Source organism: Actinomyces sp. oral taxon 448 str. F0400, assembly GCF_000220835.1.
In the GTDB taxonomy this organism is placed as follows: Bacteria; Actinomycetota; Actinomycetes; order Actinomycetales; family Actinomycetaceae; genus Actinomyces.
Map to the genome: position 1 here is coordinate 1,121,983 of NZ_GL985606.1, position 15,997 is coordinate 1,137,979.

Annotated in this window: 13 protein-coding genes; 7 read left to right on the top strand and 6 right to left on the bottom strand. The window is 70.7% G+C overall.

Translation table 11 applies throughout. The features are described from left to right. Positions 1-17 precede the first annotated feature (17 nt). Positions 18-776 carry an ROK family protein gene (locus HMPREF9062_RS04790; protein ID WP_009748919.1) on the bottom strand — a complete coding sequence of 253 codons (759 nt, stop codon included), beginning with the start codon at positions 774-776 and terminating at the stop codon, positions 18-20. 112 nt (positions 777-888) lie between these two features. Between HMPREF9062_RS04790 and HMPREF9062_RS04795 the strand changes: the two genes are divergently transcribed. The 5 genes from HMPREF9062_RS04795 to HMPREF9062_RS04815 all read left to right on the top strand — a co-directional run bounded on the left by HMPREF9062_RS04795 (position 889) and on the right by HMPREF9062_RS04815 (position 8,101). Beyond that, positions 889-1,845: a tRNA pseudouridine synthase A gene (locus HMPREF9062_RS04795; RefSeq protein WP_050795318.1), complete on the top strand. Its 957-nt coding sequence runs from the start codon at positions 889-891 to the stop codon at positions 1,843-1,845. Between the two features lie 270 nt (positions 1,846-2,115). Next, positions 2,116-2,559, top strand: a complete 444-nt coding sequence (gene rplM / locus HMPREF9062_RS04800; RefSeq protein WP_009748921.1) for a 50S ribosomal protein L13 — start codon at positions 2,116-2,118, stop codon at positions 2,557-2,559. 42 nt (positions 2,560-2,601) lie between these two features. Further along, entirely contained in the window at positions 2,602-3,096 is a 495-nt protein-coding gene (gene rpsI, locus HMPREF9062_RS04805) for a 30S ribosomal protein S9 (protein WP_009748922.1), read from the top strand. 270 nt (positions 3,097-3,366) lie between these two features. Then, positions 3,367-4,728 carry a phosphoglucosamine mutase gene (gene glmM / locus HMPREF9062_RS04810; RefSeq protein ID WP_009748923.1) on the top strand — a complete coding sequence of 454 codons (1,362 nt, stop codon included), beginning with the start codon at positions 3,367-3,369 and terminating at the stop codon, positions 4,726-4,728. A gap of 88 nt (positions 4,729-4,816) precedes the next feature. Then, positions 4,817-8,101, top strand: coding sequence for an ATP-binding protein (locus HMPREF9062_RS04815; RefSeq protein WP_301280140.1), 3,285 nt, complete (start codon positions 4,817-4,819; stop codon positions 8,099-8,101). On the opposite strand, the gene HMPREF9062_RS04820 is transcribed toward HMPREF9062_RS04815, so the two are convergent. The 4 genes from HMPREF9062_RS04820 to HMPREF9062_RS04835 all read right to left on the bottom strand — a co-directional run bounded on the left by HMPREF9062_RS04820 (position 8,055) and on the right by HMPREF9062_RS04835 (position 11,817). After that, entirely contained in the window at positions 8,055-8,897 is an 843-nt protein-coding gene (locus tag HMPREF9062_RS04820) for an ABC transporter permease (protein ID WP_009748925.1), read from the bottom strand. The two genes, HMPREF9062_RS04815 and HMPREF9062_RS04820, sit on opposite strands and share 47 nt — an antisense overlap. Further along, the gene (locus HMPREF9062_RS04825) at positions 8,894-9,988 is read right to left on the bottom strand and encodes a daunorubicin resistance protein DrrA family ABC transporter ATP-binding protein (protein WP_009748926.1); all 1,095 of its coding nucleotides are present in this window, start codon (positions 9,986-9,988) and stop codon (positions 8,894-8,896) included. Before HMPREF9062_RS04825 ends, HMPREF9062_RS04820 begins: the two co-directional genes overlap by 4 nt. A gap of 25 nt (positions 9,989-10,013) precedes the next feature. Beyond that, positions 10,014-11,066: a ketopantoate reductase family protein gene (locus tag HMPREF9062_RS04830; RefSeq protein ID WP_009748927.1), complete on the bottom strand. Its 1,053-nt coding sequence runs from the start codon at positions 11,064-11,066 to the stop codon at positions 10,014-10,016. Between the two features lie 118 nt (positions 11,067-11,184). Further along, positions 11,185-11,817, bottom strand: coding sequence for a TetR/AcrR family transcriptional regulator (locus tag HMPREF9062_RS04835; RefSeq protein WP_172634828.1), 633 nt, complete (start codon positions 11,815-11,817; stop codon positions 11,185-11,187). Positions 11,818-11,920: 103 nt separating this feature from the next. Between HMPREF9062_RS04835 and HMPREF9062_RS04840 the strand changes: the two genes are divergently transcribed. Further along, the gene (locus HMPREF9062_RS04840) at positions 11,921-12,880 is read left to right on the top strand and encodes an aldo/keto reductase (RefSeq protein WP_009748929.1); all 960 of its coding nucleotides are present in this window, start codon (positions 11,921-11,923) and stop codon (positions 12,878-12,880) included. 32 nt (positions 12,881-12,912) lie between these two features. On the opposite strand, the gene coaA is transcribed toward HMPREF9062_RS04840, so the two are convergent. Next, positions 12,913-13,959: a type I pantothenate kinase gene (gene coaA, locus HMPREF9062_RS04845; RefSeq protein ID WP_009748930.1), complete on the bottom strand. Its 1,047-nt coding sequence runs from the start codon at positions 13,957-13,959 to the stop codon at positions 12,913-12,915. A gap of 114 nt (positions 13,960-14,073) precedes the next feature. Between coaA and glmS the strand changes: the two genes are divergently transcribed. Further along, positions 14,074-15,978, top strand: a complete 1,905-nt coding sequence (gene glmS / locus HMPREF9062_RS04850) for a glutamine--fructose-6-phosphate transaminase (isomerizing) (protein WP_009748931.1) — start codon at positions 14,074-14,076, stop codon at positions 15,976-15,978. Positions 15,979-15,997 lie beyond the last annotated feature (19 nt).

The window sequence follows — 15,997 nt, forward strand, 5'->3', positions numbered from 1 at the left end:
CCGGCGGTCGGGTCGGCTCAGGTGCGGGCCATGTCCCAGCACCGGGCGCCGCCGGTCATACCGGCTTCGTTGGAGACCACGACCACGTCGTCCCCGATCCGGCCCAGCTGGAAGGCGGTGATCCGCCGTGAGTTCCCTCCGCCCAGGTACAGGCGGTCCCACAGGTACATGGGCCGCAGGGCGTCGACGACCCGGCGCACGCGCCGCGACCAGTGCGCGTCCCCCAGCCGCAGCCGCTCGTGCTCCCCGATGTAGTCGTCGTAGGTCAGCCCCCAGCGCACCGGCCCCTGGGAGACTTCGACGTGAGGGGCGAGCATCCCGTTGTCGAAGACCGCGTTGCCCAGCCCTGTCCCCAGGGTCACGATCATCTCGTGCCCGTGGCCGGTGACGACCCCGCAGCCGGCGACTTCGGCGTCGTTGAGGACGAGCGCGGGGATTGCCAGACGGGTGCTGACGGCGCCGCCCATGTCGAAGCGGGCCCACTGCTCGACCAGCTCGGGCAGGACCCGCGAGCGCGGGCCGTCCCTCGTGATGTAGTGAGGGGTGGCGATGACCACTCCGTGACGGATCATCCCGGGCATGCCCACTGTGACGCGGTCGGCTCGGGGCAGCTGCTCGGCCAGACCCGCGATCGTCTCGACGAGCTTGGTGGGAGGTAGGGGATAGGGGGTGGGGGTGCGGACGGCGCGGGAGACGATGGCGCCCTCGGCGTCGAGCACCGAGGCCTTGATGCCGCCGCCGCCGCAGTCGACGGAGAGAGTGGAGGTCGTAGTCACGGGCACGACGTTACCGTTCGACCCGCCGGGAGGGTCGGCAGTGGCCTCGGATCGGCCGGCGGGCCCGGTCGGCGGTCGCGGTCCGGCCGCCCGGCTGTGGTCGAATGGGGCCATGACTGATGCCTCCGATGACGCGCGCCGCCACGCGCCGAGCACCCTCCGGGTGCGCCTGGACCTCGCCTACGACGGCGCCGCCTTCAGCGGCTGGGCCGCTCAGCCGGGACTGCGCACCGTTGAGGGAGTCCTGACAGCGGCGCTGAGCACTGTCCTGCGAGTTCCCGTGAGGCTGACGGTCGCCGGCCGCACCGACGCCGGTGTGCACGCCGCCGCTCAGGTCGCGCACTTGGACGTGCCCGTCGAGGCGTGGCGGGCGCTGCCGGGGCGCAGCGACCGGACGCCCGCGCAGGCGCTGGCGACCCGGCTGGCGGGGGTGCTGGCTCGTCGGGCTCTCGCGGGGCCCCGCGGAGCCGCCGACGTCGTGATCACCGGCGCGAGGGTCGTTCCGGACGGCTTCGACGCGCGCTTCTCGGCTCTGCGTCGTCGCTACGCCTACCGGATCGCCGACGCTGTTTCTCCGCACGACCCCCTGCGCCGGGGGCACGTGCTGTGGGTGAGGGGCCGTCTTGACGTGGAGGCCATGGAGGAGAGCGCCGCACCGCTCCTGGGCGAGCACGACTTCCTGTCCTACTGCCGTCCGCGAGCCGGGGCGACGACGATCCGCACTCTGTCCGGGCTGACGTGGCGTCGGGAGTCCGGACCGGGCGGCGACGCAGGCCTGGTCGTGCTGAGTGCGACGGCCGACGCCTTCTGCCACTCCATGGTCCGTTCGCTCGTCGGGGCCGGGCTCGCCGTCGGGCGGGGGAGCAGACCGCCGGCGTGGCCCGGCGAGCTGTTGACGGGGCACTCGCGCGAGGTCGCCGCGCCGGTCGCCCCGCCGCACGGGCTCATCCTGGAGGCGGTCGACTACCCGGACGACGACGACCTGGCCGGGCGGGCCGTCCGGGCGCGCAGGCTGCGCAGGCCGCCGGCCGGCGGGGCCGCTGCGATCCGGGGAGGGGACTGCTGCTGAGCGGCTGATCAACTGCTGCCGATGGGCGGACGGCCACGGCGTGGTGGGATTCACGGTGCACCATGGTGCGGTTTCTTTGACCCCTTTCATGCGGCCCCGGTAAGGTGAGCAACCGTCGTGCAGCACGTGATCGCATCCGTGGTGTCATCCCACTCGCCCGGGTCGCCGGTGCGCCGACCACTCATCTGACCATGGTGGTCTCGTCGTTCAGCGATGCTTCAACGCTGGAGCCGGCGCGCCACCCGCCAAAGAGAAACGAAGGCAACGCCCGTGCGCACGTACACACCGAAGCCCGGCGACGTCGAGAGGAACTGGTACGTCATCGACGCCACCGACGTCGTCCTCGGCCGTCTCGCGGTTCAGGCCGCGACTCTGCTCCGTGGGAAGCACAAGCCGCAGTTCGCTCCCAACGCCGATTGCGGCGATTACGTCATCATCGTCAACGCCGACAAGGTCGTCCTGACCAACGGCAAGGCCGATAGGAAGTTCGCCTACCGTCATTCGGGCTACCCCGGCGGTCTCAAGGCAGTCTCCTACCGGGAGCTTCTGGACAAGCGCCCTGAGCGCGCCGTCGAGAAGGCCGTCAAAGGCATGGTGCCCCACACGAAGCTCGGCCGTGCCCAGCTCAGGAAGCTCCGGGTCTACGCGGGCGCCGAGCACCCGCACGTCTCGCAGAATCCGCAGGCCTTCGAGATCACCCAGGTCGCCCAGTGAGCGCCTTGGCACTGGCGCACCGCGACAAGCAAAGGACATATTGTGGCTGAGACCACTGTCAATATCGATGCGCTGGATGAGGAGAACGCCCCTTCCAGCTACACCACCGAGACCACCGGTTCCACCGAGGGCCGCGGCCGATCCGTCACTGCTCCGGGTACCGGCCTGGGGCGCCGCAAGGAGGCGGTCGCCCGCGTCCGCCTCATCCCCGGGACCGGCCGGTGGACGCTCAACGGGCGCAGTCTGGAGGATTACTTTCCCAACAAGCTGCACCAGCAGCTCGTGCGCGCCCCCTTCACCATTCTCGATCTCGAGGGTCGTTTCGACGTCGTCGCCCGCATCAACGGGGGCGGTGTTTCCGGTCAGGCCGGGGCACTGCGTCTGGGAATCGCCCGTGCCCTCAATGACATCGACCGCGAGGCCAACCGGGCCGCCCTCAAGAGGGCCGGCTTCCTGACTCGCGACGCCCGCGTCGTCGAGCGCAAGAAGGCCGGCCTGCACAAGGCCCGTCGCGCCCCGCAGTACTCCAAGCGCTGAAGCGGCTGGCCGGCCTCCGCCGCGGGCGTCCTCCTGCGTCCGGGCGACATGCGCTCGCTCCGCCCGCTCGTCGCGTGACGGGCGGGCGGAGCATTGTCGCGCCTCCCGCGCGGGGGGCGTGCCCGGCTGCGGGGTGAGACGGGCACCGGGAGGCCGGAGGACGTGGGAGGATGAGCGTGCTCGCCGTACTCCGATCCGCATGAATCCTCATAAACCTCACGATTCTCGCAATTCTCACGCCCCCACACCCTTCACAGGAGGAATTCGCTCATGGCACGACTCTTCGGTACCGATGGCGTGCGCGGTCTGGCTAATGACCTGCTCACCCCGGCTCTGGCGGTTCAGCTCGGCGAGGCCGCCGCCCGCGTCCTCACCAGGCAGACGCCCGCCGTCAAGCGCTCCCGGACGGGTCGCCCGCACGCCATCGTCGGACGTGATACGCGCGCATCCGGCGAGTTCCTCGACCACGCCATCAGCGCCGGTCTGGCCTCCTCCGGCGTCGACGTCACCCGCGTCGGCGTCCTGCCCACCCCGGCCGTCGCCCACCTGACCGCCACCCGGGACATCGACCTGGGAGTCATGATCTCCGCCTCCCACAATCCCTTCCAGGACAACGGCATCAAGTTCTTCGCCCGCGGCGGCTACAAGCTTGATGACGCCGTCGAGGACGAGATCGAGGCCCTGCTCGGACGTGTCGAGGACCTGCCCACCGGGGCCGGGGTTGGACGCGTCGTCAAGGGCGAGACGGTCGCCGATCAGAACTACATCAACCATCTCGTCGACTCTGTGGCCACCGACCTGACGGGCCTGCGTATCGTCGTCGACGCCTCCAACGGCGCGGCGTCCAGCGTCGGCCCGGCCGCTCTGCGCGCCGCCGGCGCCGAGGTCATCGTCATCAACGCCTCCCCGGACGGCCTGAACATCAACGCCGACTGCGGTTCGACCCATCCGGCTCGGCTCCAGAGCTACGCGCGCTCCGTCGGGGCGGACATGGGTGTGGCCTACGACGGCGATGCCGACCGCTGCCTGGCCGTGGACGCCGCCGGCGACCTCGTCGACGGCGACCAGATCATGGGTCTGCTGGCCGTGGGCATGAAGGAGGACGGCACGCTGGGCTCCGACACGCTCGTCGTGACCGTCATGAGCAACCTCGGCCTCATCCTGGCCATGCGCGAGCACGGCATCCGCACTGTGCAGACCGGTGTGGGTGACCGCTACGTGCTGGAGAAGATGCTCGCCGGCGGTTTCACCCTCGGCGGCGAGCAGTCGGGCCACGTCATCGACACCCTCCACGCCACCACCGGCGATGGGGTGCTGACCTCCCTGCGCGTGGCCGCCCGGCTCAAGCGCACCGGCAGGACCCTGACGGAACTGGCGGGCATCGTCACGCGCCTGCCCCAGACCCTCATCAACGTCACGGGTGTCGACAAGGGCGCTGCCGGCACCAACGCGGCCGTGCAGAGGGCCGTCGCCGACGCCGAGGACGGGCTCGGCGAGACCGGGCGAGTTCTGCTGCGCCCCTCCGGCACCGAGCCGCTCGTGCGCGTCATGGTCGAGGCCGCCACCCAGACGGAGGCGGACCGGGTCGCCGGTGAGCTCGCCGGCGTCGTCGAGGACAACCTCGGTCTGTGAATCCGAGCGAATTCGGGGGTCGGTCCCCGGCGCGGCGGTCGACCTTGGATGCCGTCGCCGGTGCGAGGCGATGAAGGAGGATGGCCCCGTGACGCCCGCCCATCGGCTGTCCCTTCTCACCGCTGAGCCGACCTGGCGCGGCAGGGCTCTCAGCGGCCGGGCTGTCGATCTGCTCGCCGTCCTGGCCGGCGGTGAGGACGCCTGGACGGGTGACGGCGCGCTCATTGCGGCCCTGTGGCCGGACGACCCCCCGACCCATCCGTTGCGCGCCCTGCACGTCGTCGTCTCCCGGGCGCGCGCTCTCGTGGGGGAGGGTGTCGTCGAACGCGTTGGCGACGGCTACCGCTTGGCGCTGCCGGTGGCGGCGGTCGACGCCCGAGACCTGGCCGATCGGGCGGTCCGGGCCCGGGCCAGCGCTGATGCGAGCCGGTGGGACCGGGTTCTGGAGCTGACCGATGACCTGCCGATGCCGGCCGAGGCCGACGCCGACGACGTCGCGCCCGTGGCGGATGCCGCGCCCTTGGTGGTGCTGCGCGAACGAGCCGCCCGCCATGCGTGGCGGGCCCGCCGCGACCGGGCGCTCGCCTTGGAGGCCACCGGCGAGTGCGAGCGGGCCCTGCCTCTGCTGCGCGCCGCCGCCCGGCGCGACGGCAGCGACGAGGCGGTCCTGGCCGCCCTCATGCGCGCCGTGTCCTGGACGCGTTCGCCCGCGGCTGCTCTGGAGATCTACGAGGATCATCGTCGCCGTCTGCGCGAGCAGGGCGCCGTGCCGGGACCCGCCCTGCGCGCCGCCCACGAAGCGGTTCTGGCCGCTGAGAACCCGGTGCGCCGCGGCCTGGTGCCGGTTCCCGACCATTTCCTCGGCCGTGAGGACGATGTGGCCGGTGTCCTGGGGGCTTTGGGCACTCACCGGTTGGTCACCATCACCGGGCCGGGCGGGGTCGGCAAGACCACTCTGGCTCGGGCCGTGGCCGCGCGCAGTCGCCGTCCCGCCGTCTACGCCGTCGCGCTCGCCGAGGTCGATTCCGGAGTCGATCTGCTCAGGGCCATCCTCAACGCCGTCGGGAGCCCGCTCGCCGCCGATGCCGACCCCCGTGCGGTTGTGCGCGCCGTCCTGGCCCCGCCGGGGACCCTCCTGATCCTGGATAACTGCGAGCACCTGGCGGACGAGGTCGCCGATCTTGTCGGCCCGCTCCTGGTCGGCTGCCCGGACCTGCGCGTGCTGGCGACCTCGCGCCGCAGGCTCGACCTGGGGGCGGAGCACGTCCACCGCCTGGAGCCGCTGGATGCGGCCGCGGCCGCCGGGCTCTTCCGCGCTCGCGCCCTGGCCGCTCGCCCCGACCAGGTCATCGACGACGGGGACTTGGAGGCCCTGCTGGGCCGTGTGGAGGGGATCCCCCTGGCCATCGAGCTCGCGGCTGCCCGCACTCGCACCCTGTCGGTGGGGCAGATCGCCGCCAGGCTGCCGGGGCGTCCCGGGATGCTCACGGGCGCGCGAGACGCCCCGACCCGGCAGCGCACCCTGACCGCGGTCATCGAATGGTCCTGGAACCTGCTGGACGTCTCCGAACGGCATGCCCTGGCCCGGCTGGCCCTGCTCGCCGACGGTTTCACCCTGGGGGCGGCCGAGGCCGTCGTCGGGCCGGAGGCGCCCGACCTGCTCGACGCCCTGGTGACCCATTCGCTGCTCATCGTGCGCGACCGCGGCCTGCCTCGATTCCATATGCTCGTCACCGTACGCGATGTCGTCCTGTCGCGGCTGGCCGACTCCGGCGACGAGGTGCGGGCCCGGCGCGCCCTGCGGGACTGGGCGCTGGAGGTGTGCTCCCAGGTCCGTCTGCCCGTCGGCGCCGGCGACTTCGGCGACGCCGACCATCCGCAGGCCGAGCGGCACGACCGCGTCTTCCGGCGGCTCATGGATGATGAGGCCGTTGTGCTCCAGGAGCTCGACCGACTTCTCGAACAGGCCGACGGCGCTGACGCGGGCGTGAATGCCGACCTCAGGGATGCGATTTGTCTCATCGGCGCCGCCCTTCTGCGTTTGTGGAGCGTCACCTGGGGGTATGAGCGCGTTGCGGGCTACGGTCCGCGCCTCATCAGGGTCGCCGCCCAGCCGGCTGGGGGACTGCGCGGCAATGAGGCCGGCCTCGCCGTTCTGGCCCTGTGTGCCACGTCGGGGCTTCTGCCGCCGTTGTCCGCGGAGATTCGCTCATCCCTGCGCCGGTCCTTCGACGGCGAGGGGGACATGGCCGCCGTGCGGCGCTTCCTGCTCGCTCCGGCCGGGCAGTGGCCTGAGCTCATCGCGGACCGCGAGCCCTGGGTGGCTCGGGCGGCGGGACGATGCCTGGCCACCGAGCTGGAGAATGAGGGCCGTCCCGACGCCGCCCTGGACGTCATCGAGGCGCTCCTGGACCGGCTCCAGGGCGCTGGCCTGGCCGGCATCGACATGTTCGAGCTGCAGACCCACCGTCTCCAGATCCTTATGTCGCTGGGTCGCTACGACCGGGTCGTGGAGGCGTGCGCTCGCGCGCTGGCGCTCCTCGATCGGATCCTGCCGTCCTGGGGCGGCGGCTATCGGACGGCGCTGCGTCTTGAACAGTTCTATTGCACGGTCTGCCTCGATCCTCGTCAGGAGGCTGCCGAGAAGCATCTGACGATGCTGGAGGCGACGGATTTCCCCGGTACCCTGCGTTTCATCTTCTACTCCGTGCGCGGGGAGCTCGAGTTGATGCTGGGACGGCCCCGGGAGGCCGCCCTCATCCAGCGCGTGAGCCTGCGCTACGCCGGACGCTGGCGCACGGTCATGGGCGCGGGGTCCCCCTGGGAGCTCTACGTCCTGGGCATGTGCCTGGTCACCGACGTCGAACTCGATCAGGGCGACGCCGTCGAACTCGACGCCGCGGGCGTGCGCGCCCGGGCCGTCCCGCTCCTGCGCGACATGCTGACCGACTCCGCCCCGCAGCAGCGCGACATACCCACGATCATGGCGCTCGCCGCCGCCGTCGGGCTGTCGACCATGGCCGGCGCGCAGGCGGGACCGCAGCAACAGGGCCTGGGCGCCGAACTGCTCGCTACCGCGCTGGCGGTGGGAGCCAACCAGACCTGCCGCCTCCTGTCGCACCGCTATCTGCGTGAGCGCGCCGGGAGTGTGGATGCCCGAGTTCTGGCCGATGCCGAGGAGCGGATCCGGCCGTTGGACCGCGTCCGACTCATTGCGCACGCGGGCGGCCTCGCCCGCCGTCTGGCGGGCGAGGCCGCCCGGAGCGATCATCGCCCGGACCCGTCGATGTCGTCTAGCGTCCAGCGCCCGTGGCCCGGGCGCGCCGTCAGGCGTTGCGCCGCTGGTAGCGGATCACCGTCGACGGGGCCATGACGGCCAGGACCAGGAGGGAGCCGATGATCGCGGTGCGCACGTCCTCGGCTGAACCCGTCGCCGTTCCGTCCAACAGGTATCGGCAACCGTCGACGATGTGCGAGATCGGGTTGTTGCGCACGAAGGCCTTGAGCCAGCCCGGCAGCGTTGAGGTGGGCACCATCGCGTTGGACAGGTAGGTCAGCGGGAACATGATGATCACCGAGAAGGAGGTGACCGCCTGGGCCGAGGAGAAGAGCGTTCCCAGCAGCAGGAAGATCCAGGCGATGGCCCAGGCGCAGCCCGTGGCCAGGGCGATGGCGCCCAGCGCCCCGGACCAGCCGTTCTCGGGCCGGTAGCCCAGGGCGACGCCGGTGAGCACGGTCAGCGAGGTGCACACGAGGTAGCGCAGCACGTCGGAGACCATGGGGCCCAGGACGGGCGCGACCCGCGACATCGGCAGGGTGCGGAAGCGGTCGAAGACTCCCTTGTCCATGTCCTCGCGCAGGTCCACGCCCACGCTCTGGCTCGTGGTCAGCGCGTTTATGATGATCAGTCCCGGGACGATCGTGGGCAGGTAGGCCTTGACGTTCCCGGCGATGGCGCCTCCGAAGATCTCGCCGAACATGATGGTGAACATGATCGGTTGGAGGAGGATGTCGAAGGACTCCCCAAAGTTGCGCAGCATGGTGATCAGGGAGCGCCATGCCATGGAGAGGGTGTCGGGGATGATCCGTGCTTCGCTGAAGCGGGAGGCGCCCGATGAGAAGGCGGTCGGCGGTGCGGGAGACGCCGATGAGATGCTGGTGGGGGTCATGACTGCTCCTTGGCGTCGCGTGAACGGGCGGATGAGAGTGACGGCGAGGATTCGGGCTCCGACGGCGCATCGCGGGCAGCGGACGCCGCCGAGTCGCCATCGTCCGAGTCGTGTCCGGTCAGGGACATGAAGACCGAGTCCATGCTCGGGCGGTCAACCGAGACGGTCCGGGGGGACAGGTCGGCGTCGCGCAGTGCCACGAGCACCTCGGTGGCCACCGAGGCCCGTGTCAGCGGTGTCTGCAGGTGGACGCCCTGGTCGACGACCGCCGGGGCGCTCCCGGTCACCCGCTCGATGACGGCGGCGGTCGCGGCCCGGTCCTCGGGCGCGGCTGGGGTCAGGATGAGGGAGCTGCGGCCCACTCGGTCCTTGAGCTCGTCGGGTGTGCCCTCTGCGATGAGCCTGCCGGTGTCGATGATGCCGATCCGGTGCGCCAGTCGGTCGGCCTCCTCCAGGTACTGGGTGGTCAGCAGAATTGTGGATCCGCTTTCCGCCAGGGAGCGGATGACGTCCCACATCTGCTCGCGCGTGCGCGGATCCAGGCCGGTGGTGGGTTCGTCGAGGAAGATGAGCGGGGGCTGGGCGATCAGTGAGACGGCCAGGTCCAGCCGACGTCGCATTCCGCCGGAGTATCCGCCTGCCCGCTTGCCCCCGGCGTCGGTGAGGCTGAATGCGGCCAGCAGTTCATCGGCCCGCTCGCGCGCCTGGCGCCTGCTCAATCCCAGCAGGCGGCCGAAGAGCCGCAGGTTCTCGACTCCGGTGAGTGTCTCGTCGACGCTGGCGTACTGACCGGTGACGCCGATGAGGCTGCGCACGGCGTGGCGCTCGCGGACGATGTCGTGCCCCAGGACCCGGGCCCGCCCCTGGGTGGGCGCCAGGAGAGTCGTGATCATGCGCAGCGTCGTCGATTTTCCGGCGCCGTTGGGTCCCAGGAGTCCGTAGACGATGCCGGTGGGGATCTCCAGGTCCAGGCGGTCGACGGCGGTGAAGGACCCGAAGGTCCGGGTCAGGCCGTCGGCCTGAACGGCCGGGGACGTCGCCGACCGCGCCGATGTGCGTGAGGGTGTTCGCGTCGTTGTCCGTTGTGTCATGCCCCGAGGCTGGGCCCCTGCGGTTTCAGGTCTCCTTCTCACCGGTTTCGGCGAGCTCAGCCGCGCGATGATCCGGCTCGGAGCGCGAGGCCTTCTTCAGGGCCGCCTCGTAGCTCTCGTAGTACACGGGCGCCTCCACTCCGTTCGCCTTGCCGCTTTCGTACACGGTTCTGCACACGAACAGCAGGTCCTGGGTATTGCTGTGCAGTGTCATGATCTTCCGCGTGAGGATGTTCCTGGCGAACATGCGCTTCATCATGGGTGCCGACAGCGCGGTCGGCAGTCTGTAGGGGAGCAGCTCGCCGCGGTAGTTCCGCAGGTTGACGCCGCGCGATTCCACGATTCTCGAGGTTTCGCGGATCGCTTTCACGACGCGGGCGAGCATCGTGGTGGAGCCCATGAGCCGCTCCGCGGCGCGCGACGTGTCGTCGATGTCCCCGTACATTCCCGCCACGGCACCGACGCCGGCATTGATGGCCATGTGCAGCCATATCCATTCGAGCATGTCGAACGGCTGCTCGAGTCCGATGCTGCATGAGCGGAAGAGCTCCTCGATCTCCCGGTAGTTCGGGATTCGCGCCGTGTCCTCCCGTTCGAGCATGATGTGGTCGAACACGCAGCAGCTGAGCGTCCTCCCCGTGATGCTCCCTCCTGCGACCGGGTACCCCAGGATGAACTCGCGGCCGGCCATGAGGTTGTTCAGCTCCGTGCGTTCGCCCCAGAAGCCGCAGCACAGCAGCACGGGTCCGCGGATTCCGTTCGTGTCGAGGTCGTTCATCACCTCGGCGACGCCGCCCGAGGGCACGGAGACGACGATGAGGTCGTAGCGCTCGCGCGTCCTGCGGCGAACGGTGTACCTGCCGTGCGAGTTCGACCCCTTCGAGTCGGTTCTGCCGTCCAGGAGCTCGATATCGAGCGAGTCGACGGCGGCCCTTGCACTGCTGGCGCGCACCAGGTGCTCGACGTCATGGCCGGCCTCGTGAAAGAGGTAGCCGTACGTCGTGCCGATGACGCCCAGTCCGACCACCAGAATGTTCATGCGGGACGCCCCCCGGTCGCGCTGCTTTCGCTTCATCATGCCCCGAGGCTACGCCCTCGCGGCTTTAGGCCGGCTTCGAGCGGCCCTCCCCGCTCCTGCGGGCGGGCTTCGCAGACCCCGACGGACGACCGCCGCGGGGCGGGCCGGTCCGCCCCGCTCAGCGCAGCCCGCGCGCGCCCATGTAGGCGAGTATTGCCCGCTTCATCTCGGCCAGGTCCTTGGCGGGGTCGCCGGTGAGAGTCTCGCTGGTCACCGTGGTGGAGAACATCGCGGAGACGATCGCGGCGACGTCCGCGAGCTCGGTCCGGGAGACCTTCGGGTTGCGGGCGGCCAGGACGTCCACCAGCCGCCGGTGGAATTCGGTGTGGGCCCGTGCGACGGATTCGAGCTCGTCGGCGCTCGTGCGGGCGTAGAGCTGGGCGAAGTCCCGGTTAGCGGTCTTGAGGGCGTGGACCGGGTCGATGATGCGGTTCACGACCTCCTCGGGCGGCAGGTCGGGGCGGGTCAGGGCCTCGTCGTCGACGATGGCGCTCAGGCGCTCGGCGTAGCGCTCCCACAGGGCGGAGGCGATGTCCTCCTTGCTCGAGAAGTACTGGTAGAGGGAACCGGGGGAGATGCCCGCCCGCGTGGCGATGGCGTTCGTCGTCGTGCGTTCGTAGCCGACCTCGGCCACGACCCGGGTGGCGGCGTCCAGGATGAGTTCCATGCGCTCCAGCCCGCGGCGTTGACGGTACTGCCGAGGACGGCGCTGATCGGGGTGCGGCGGGTGCTCGGGTGAGGCGGCGGGCATGGCACCGAGGCTAGGGGATCGGCATCGCCGGCCCCAGCAGTATGTGAAAATACGAGTATGAACTCGTATCATTTACGAGTAACTACTCGTGTTTGGAGGACGTATGCGTCATCTGGGAGATCTCGATGTCAGCGACATCGGTCTGGGCTGCTTGGGCATGGCGACGGCCTACGGGCGGCCCGACACCGCCTCGGCCCGTCGGACCGTCGCCCGTGCCCTTGAAGCCGGGATCACTCTGTTCGACACGGCCGAGATGTACGGTCGCGGCTCCAGCGAGTCCGTCCTGGGCGCGGCTCTGGGGCGGCACCGCGATAACGTCGTCATCGCGACCAAGACCGGTATTCGCACCCTGCCCGGGCTCGGGCTGCCGGTCGGGTTCGACGGCCGACCCGAACGCATCCGCCGTGCGATCGACCGGTCCCTGCGCCGGCTCGGAACCGATCGCATCGACCTGTACTACCTCCACCGCGTCGACCCGACGGTGCCGGTCGAGGAGTCCATCGGCGCCATGGCCGAGGCCGTGACCGCCGGGAAGATCCGCCACCTGGGCGTCAGTGAAGCCGCGCCCGACCAGATCCGCCGCGCCCACGCCGTCCACCCCCTGACCGCCATCCAGATGGAATGGTCCCTGTTCACCCGCGACCCGGAGGCCGGCGCGCTCGCCGTTGCCCGCGAGCTGGGCATCGGGATTGTGGCCTACAGCCCGCTGGGGCGCGGCATGCTCACCGGCTCGGCCGCGGCGACCACGAACCTGCCCCTCCTGGACTTCCGACGTCTTCTGCCCCGATGGCGGCGCGCCAACCTGATCGAGAACCTCCGTCAGGTCGCCATCGTCCGCGAGGTCGCCGACGAACTCGGGGCGTCCCCCGCGCAGGTGGCGCTCGCCTGGCTGCTGGCCAAGGGCGACGACGTTGTCCCCATCCCCGGTACGACCAGCCCGCGCCATCTGGCCGCCGACCTCGCCGCCCGTGACGTGCGCCTGACCGCGGATCAGCGCGAGCGGCTCGAGAACGTCGTCGCCTCGGGCCCCCGGTACTTCGACGGCGGCAGCGCCCTGAGATGATCGGAGTGGGCCGGTGGGCCGGTCCGAGCCACTCAGATCTTGCGCAGCAGGACCCGCGTCATGTGGTGGTCGGCGTCCTTGCGCAGCACCAGGGTGGCGCGCCCGCGGGTCGGAGCGATGTTCTCCCGCAGGTTCGCCAGGTTCACGGACTCCCAGACCTCATCGGCCGCGGCCAGGGCGATGTCGTCGGGGACGGTCGCGTAGCGCTGGAAGTAGGAGCCCGGATCCTGGAAGGCCGTGCGCTTGAGCGTCAGGAAGCGGTCGAGATACCAGCGGCGGATGTCCCGCGGGTCGGCGTCGACGTAGATCGAGAAGTCGATGAAGTCGCTCACGGCCAGGGCCGAGGCCTCTGCCGCGCGACTCGCGCGGTTGCGGGGGTCGGGCGGGTCGGCCCCGTGCCCGCGCGGCGCCGGCTGGAGGACGTTGAGACCCTCGAGCACCAGGACGTCCGGCCGTTCGATCGCGACGGACCGCCCGGGCACGACGTCGTAGACGGTGTGGGAGTACACGGGAGCCTTGACCCGCTCGGCCCCCGACTTGACGGCCGCGACGAAGTCGAGCAGGGCCCGCCGGTCGTAGGACTCCGGAAAACCCTTGCGGGCCGTCAGGCCGCGCTCCTCCAGCACGGCGTTGGGAAGCAGGAAGCCGTCGGTGGTCACCAGCGCGACCCGTGGTGTCTGGGGGAATCGGCCCAGCAGGTGGGCGATGAGGCGGGCCGTCGTCGACTTGCCCACCGCCACCGAGCCGGCCACCGCGACGACGAAGGGAGTCGGGTGGGGCCCCACGTCCAGGAAGTCCGAGATGCGCCGGGCGCGCTCGCGGGCCGTTGCGATGTAGTCCTCCAGCAGAGCCGTCAGAGGCCGGTAGACGACGTCGACCTCCGCCAGGTCGATCGGGTCGCCCAGGCCGCGCAGGCTCTCCAGGTCCGTCTGCGTCAGCGGCAGGGGAGCGGTCGAGGCCAGCGCGCGCCACTGGTCGCGGCCGAGCTCTATGTACGGCGACGGTGAGGGCGGCGGCGGGAATGGCGGCGGTGTCGGCACGGCGGTGGCGGCGGAGCTCACCGGGCAAGTGTGGCGCATCCGCCCGATGCGCGCGCACCTGCGGGCATTCCGCAGCCCGAGATGCCGCAGGTCTCACATGGTGTACGAGGCGACCCGTTGTCTGAACGAGGCGGGCGTGGTTCCATCATCCACATGTGTGGAATCGTCGGCCACGTCGGCCCTCAGACCCCGTCGGACCGCTCGCTGACCGTCCTCATGGACGGCCTGGGGCGCCTGGAGTACCGCGGTTACGACTCGGCGGGCGTGGCCCTTGTCGGGCCCGCCGGCCTCGACATCGTCAAGACCGCGGGCAAGCTCGACAATCTGCGCGCCGCGCTGGCCGCCGACCCGCCGCGCCCGGCCGTGACCGGCATCGGCCACACCCGCTGGGCCACCCACGGCGGGCCCACGACCGTCAACGCCCACCCGCACCGCGCCGGCAATCTCGCCGTGGTCCACAACGGCATCATTGAGAACTTCCGCCCCCTGCGGGCCGAGGTCGAGGCCGCCGGTCGCGAGCTGGTCTCCGACACCGACACCGAGGTTGTCGCCCACCTGCTTGACCTCGATCTGGCCGCCCGCATCGAGAAGGCCGGGCAGGCCGGGCCGACCCCCGGTCCCGACGCCGTCGCCTTCCTGCTCGTGGAGTCCATGCGCGCCGTCACCGCGCGCCTCGAGGGAGCCTTCACCCTTCTGGCCGTCACGCCGCTGGCCCCCGGGGCCGTCGTCGCCGCCCGGCGCTCCAGCCCGCTGGTCATCGGGCTCGGCGACGGCGAGAATTTCCTGGGCAGCGACGTGGCGGCCTTTGTGGCCTTCACCTCTCGCGCCGCCGAGGTCGACGACGGCCAGACCGTCCTGCTGACCGCCGACGAAGTACGGGTCTGGGACGAGGACGGCTCCGCCGTCGCGCTGACCGAGTGGGAGATCTCCTGGGACGCCTCGGCTGCGGTCAAGGGCGGTTACGAGACCTTTATGGACAAGGAGATCCATGACCAGCCCACCGCCGTCGCCGATACCCTGCGCGGGCGGGTGGACGAGGAGGGCGAGCTTGTCCTCGATGAGATGCGCATCGACGCCTCGGTGCTGCGCAGCGTGGACAAGATCATCGTCGTCGCCTGCGGTACCGCCGCCTACGCCGGGCACGTCGCCAAGTACGCCATCGAGCACTGGTGCCGCGTGCCGGTTGAGATCGAACTGGCCCACGAATTCCGCTACCGCGACCCCATCGTGAGCGAGAAGACTCTGACGGTGGCGATCTCCCAGTCCGGGGAGACCATGGACACCATTCAGGCCGTGCGCCACGCCCGCGAGCAGGGCTCGCGCGTGCTGGCAATCGTCAACACCTACGGCTCGACCATCGCCCGTGAGGCCGACGCCGTCCTCTACACCCATGCCGGACCCGAGGTCGCCGTGGCCTCCACCAAGGCTTTCCTCGCCCAGATCACCGCCTGCTACCTGCTGGGCCTCTACCTGGCCCAATTGCGCGGCAACAAGTGGCCCGACGAGGTCGCCGACTACCTGGCCCAGCTCGGCAGGATGCCCGCCAAGATCCAGCGGCTCCTCGACGAGCAGGAGACGACCGTCCGCGAGCTCGGGGCGGATTTGTCGGATCGCCCTTCCTTCCTCTTCCTGGGACGGCACGTGGGCTTCCCGGTCGCCCTGGAGGGGGCGCTCAAGCTCAAGGAGCTCGCCTACGTCCACGCCGAGGGCTTCGCCGCCGGCGAGCTCAAGCACGGTCCCATCGCCCTGGTGGAGGAGGGCCTGCCCGTTTTCGTCATCGTGCCCACCCCGCGCCGGCCCGTCCTGCACGACAAAGTCATCTCCAACATCCAGGAGATCCGCGCCCGCGGCGCCCGCACCATCGTCATCGCCGAGGACGGCGATGAGGCGGTCACGCCCTTCGCCGACCACGTCATCCGCGTCCCCCAGACCCCCACGCTCATGTGGCCGTTGCTGACCGTCGTCCCCCTGCAGATCTTCGCGGCCGCGCTGGCCGAGGCGAAGGGCCTCGATGTCGACCAGCCCCGCAATCTGGCCAAGTCCGTGACCGTGGAGTGAGTCGCGGGGCGAGCCGCCT